This is a genomic window from Promineifilum sp. (SeqCode) (assembly GCF_041918635.1).
Lineage (GTDB): Bacteria > Chloroflexota > Anaerolineae > Promineifilales > Promineifilaceae > Promineifilum.
The window spans coordinates 1-2,998 of sequence record NZ_JAYRVJ010000167.1; the positions used below are offsets into that span (position 1 = coordinate 1).

Here is a 2,998-nt window from a genome sequence, read left to right on the forward strand (position 1 = left end):
ACTGACCTTGTATACTATGGGCATGGTGCTGCTGAAAACAATTGCATCAGCCTACAACCGAATATCTCTGTGCACGCACGCGTAACCGCGTGCGTTTTTGTTTATCGGTCGAGTCGTTCACCACTCAGAGAGGAGACACATAATGGACTATGGTATGATCGGCAAGATTGAAAAGGCGAAGTTCTACGCTGAAGAGCGGGACAAGCGCATTCAATTTCAGACGCTACATGTGAGCGTCCTGGGCGACAACGACATGACGCATCAGGTGAGGTACGACAACGGTCACTGGTTCTGTGACTGCAACTACTTCTGCTCGCATCAGGTGTGCAGCCATACCATGGCGATGGAACGCGTGCTCGGTAACATGGTTGAGATTGGCGTTCCGGCATAGTAAGCCCCTAACCCATCTCGGTTAATCGCCAACGTGCCCTGTTTTCTGCGAAAAACAGGGCACGTTTCGTTGTAAGCGGATAAATTCAACACGGATAAACACGGATGGGACGGATGAACACGGATTGAGGCGTTTTCTTGTCTTCAATCCGTGTTCATCCGTAAAATCCATGTCAATCCGTGGTTCATTGATTGGGAGGCGCTGATGGAGTTCGTGACGCGGCTGGCCGACCATGTGGGGGCGCGGCCGGATAAGTTCTACAAGGCGACGCTTTTCCGCGGCGACGCGCTGCTGCTGGGGGTCAACTGCCTGGAGCCGGGCCAGACGCAGGCCCCCCACGACCACGCCGGCCAAGACAAGTTCTACTACGTGGTCGAGGGGGAAGGCCGCTTCCAGGTCGGCGCGGACGAGGCCACGGCCGGGCCGGGGATGGTCGTCTGGGCTCCGGCCGGCGTCGTCCACGGCGTGGTCAACCAGGGCGAGGGCCGGCTGACGCTGCTGGTCGGCATCGCCCCCGCGCCATGAGCGAGCAGGCCGGCCGGCGCGTCACCCTGCTGGGCGTCGAGTTCGACGTGCGGCTGACGCTGCTCATCCTCTTCGGCACGCTCGTGCCGATGCTCGACTACTACGGCCACAGCCCGACCGGCGTGAAAGCCTGGGACCGCTTCCTCTTCTACTTCCTGGGGTCGGCGCTGTTCATCTGGCTGGTCTACCGCGAGCCGCTGGCGAACTTCGGCTTCCGCTTGGGCGACTGGCGGCGGGGGCTGCTCTACACGGTCGTCAGTTGCGCGGCGATGGCGCTCATCCTGTGGTTCGTGGCCCGCCAGCCGGCCATGGCCAGCTTCTACCAGGCCAAGGCGGCCGGCGGCCTGGGCCGCGTCATCGCCCTGAACGGCGTCGAGTTGTTCGGCTGGGAGTTCATCTGGCGCGGGCTGATGGTGTTCGCCCTGGCGCGGGCCTTCGGGCCGGGGGCGGCCATCTTCCTGCAAGCCGTGCCCTTTGCCTTCATGCACCTGGGCAAGCCGGAGATGGAGACGCTGAGCACCATCTTCGGCGGCGCGGCCTTCGGCCTCATCGCCTGGCGTACACGCTCCTTCGTCTACCCGTGGCTCATCCACTGGTTTGTGGTGACCTTCACCCTCCTGGTGGCGGTGGGCCGAATCTGATAATCCGCAGATTAGGCAGATTTGGCAGATTGTGAAGAAGCTCACGCAAAGAGCGCAGAGAATGCAGAGAACGCCAAGCGAGCTTATATCTTTGCGTTCTTGGCGCACTTAGCGTACTTTGCGTGAAGTTCTCTTTAATCTGCCTAATCTGCGGATGATTCCTCTTATGACTGAATTAACGATTACCCTGACCGACATGGCCCACGGCGGCCTGGCCCTGGGGCGCGACCGGGAGGGGCGGCCGGTCTTCGTCCCCTTTGCCATCCCGGGCGAGACGGTGCGCGTGCGCCTGCCCCGGCCGGGCGACCGCGCCGCCCAGGCCACCCGCGCCGCGCTGCTGGCCGTGGTCAAGCCCTCGCCCGACCGCGTCGCGCCCCGCTGCCGCCACTTCGGCATCTGCGGCAACTGCCACTTCCAGCACATGACCTACGCCGCCCAGTTGCGGGCCAAGGAGGCCGTCGTCCGCGACCAACTGACGCGCGTCGCCGGGTTAAAGAACCCGCCGCTGCGACCCATCCTCCCCTATCCTCAAGAATACAACTACCGGGCCGAGACGACCCTCTTTCGCGCCGAGGAGGGCGGGCTGGGCTACTGGTCGCCGGTCGAGCGGCGCATCTTCCGCGTCGAGGAGTGCCCCATCCTTCAGCCGCAACTGCAAGAGGCCCTGGCCGATCTGGACGTAGACCTGCCCGACCTGCGCAAGCTGACACTACGGCTGGGTGACGACGATGAGTTGCTGGCGGCGCTGGAGGTCGAGGACGTGGAGCCGCCCGAACTGGCCGCGGACTTCCCCATCTCCGTCGCCATCGTCCTGCCCGACCGGACAGCGGCGTCGCTCATCGGCGATCCCTACCTGGTGCGGACGGTGCGCGGCCGCCCCTTCCGCGTCTCGCCCGGTGTGCCATTCCCCCACAGCCCCGCCGCGGCCGAACTGCTCATTGACGCCATACTGGAGTTGGCCGGACTCAACGATCAACTCCTGACGAGTGACACAGAACCTGCCCCTTTCTCTTTCCAGAAATCTGCCAACTCTGCGAAATCTGCGGATGATTCTTCTTCCGGTCTTACCATCTTGGAAGCGCCGGGCGGGGCGGGCTGGCTGACGGCGGCGCTGGCTGAGCGGGCCGCAGCGGTGTGGGTCATCGAACCCAACCCCGACGCCGTGGCCGACGCGGCCGAGAACCTGGATGCCTTCGACAACGTGAGCATCTACGAGGGGACGGCCGAGGACGTGCTGCCGGCGCTGGAGGCCGCGCCGGACGTGGCCGTGTTCCAGGCTGAGACAGGGCTGCCGGCGGCGGTGTGGCCCTGGCTGGAGCGGGCGCGGCCGGGGCGGCTGGTGGTGGCGGCCGAGGTGGGCGTGCTGGCGAAGGAGGCGAAGCGGCTGGCGAAGGCGGGGTATCGGGCGGCGGCGTTTCAGCCGGTGGATGTGGCGCCGCAG

The 2,998-nt window shown here is 64.5% G+C and carries 4 protein-coding genes; all 4 read left to right on the plus strand.

What is annotated here, in order from left to right:
* Positions 1 to 154: 154 nt before the first annotated feature.
* Positions 155 to 391 (plus strand): hypothetical protein, encoded by a 237-nt coding sequence (locus ACE3UY_RS05670; RefSeq protein WP_374686580.1) that lies wholly within the window; start codon positions 155 to 157, stop codon positions 389 to 391.
* 204 nt (positions 392 to 595) lie between these two features.
* The gene (locus ACE3UY_RS05675; protein WP_374686581.1) at positions 596 to 916 is read left to right on the plus strand and encodes a cupin domain-containing protein; all 321 of its coding nucleotides are present in this window, start codon (positions 596 to 598) and stop codon (positions 914 to 916) included.
* Positions 913 to 1,557, plus strand: a complete 645-nt coding sequence (locus ACE3UY_RS05680) for a type II CAAX prenyl endopeptidase Rce1 family protein (RefSeq protein WP_374686582.1) — start codon at positions 913 to 915, stop codon at positions 1,555 to 1,557. Before ACE3UY_RS05675 ends, ACE3UY_RS05680 begins: the two co-directional genes overlap by 4 nt.
* 166 nt (positions 1,558 to 1,723) lie before the next feature.
* The coding region (locus ACE3UY_RS05685; RefSeq protein WP_374686583.1) for a class I SAM-dependent RNA methyltransferase at positions 1,724 to 2,998 on the plus strand (1,275 nt) is incomplete at its 3' end.

Coding starts and splice junctions, on each gene's coding strand:
- ACE3UY_RS05670 (WP_374686580.1), top strand. CDS start 155: ATGATCGGCAAGATTGAAAAGGCGAAGTTCTACGCTGAAGAGCGGGAC.
- ACE3UY_RS05680 (WP_374686582.1), top strand. CDS start 913: ATGAGCGAGCAGGCCGGCCGGCGCGTCACCCTGCTGGGCGTCGAGTTC.
- ACE3UY_RS05675 (WP_374686581.1), top strand. CDS start 596: ATGGAGTTCGTGACGCGGCTGGCCGACCATGTGGGGGCGCGGCCGGAT.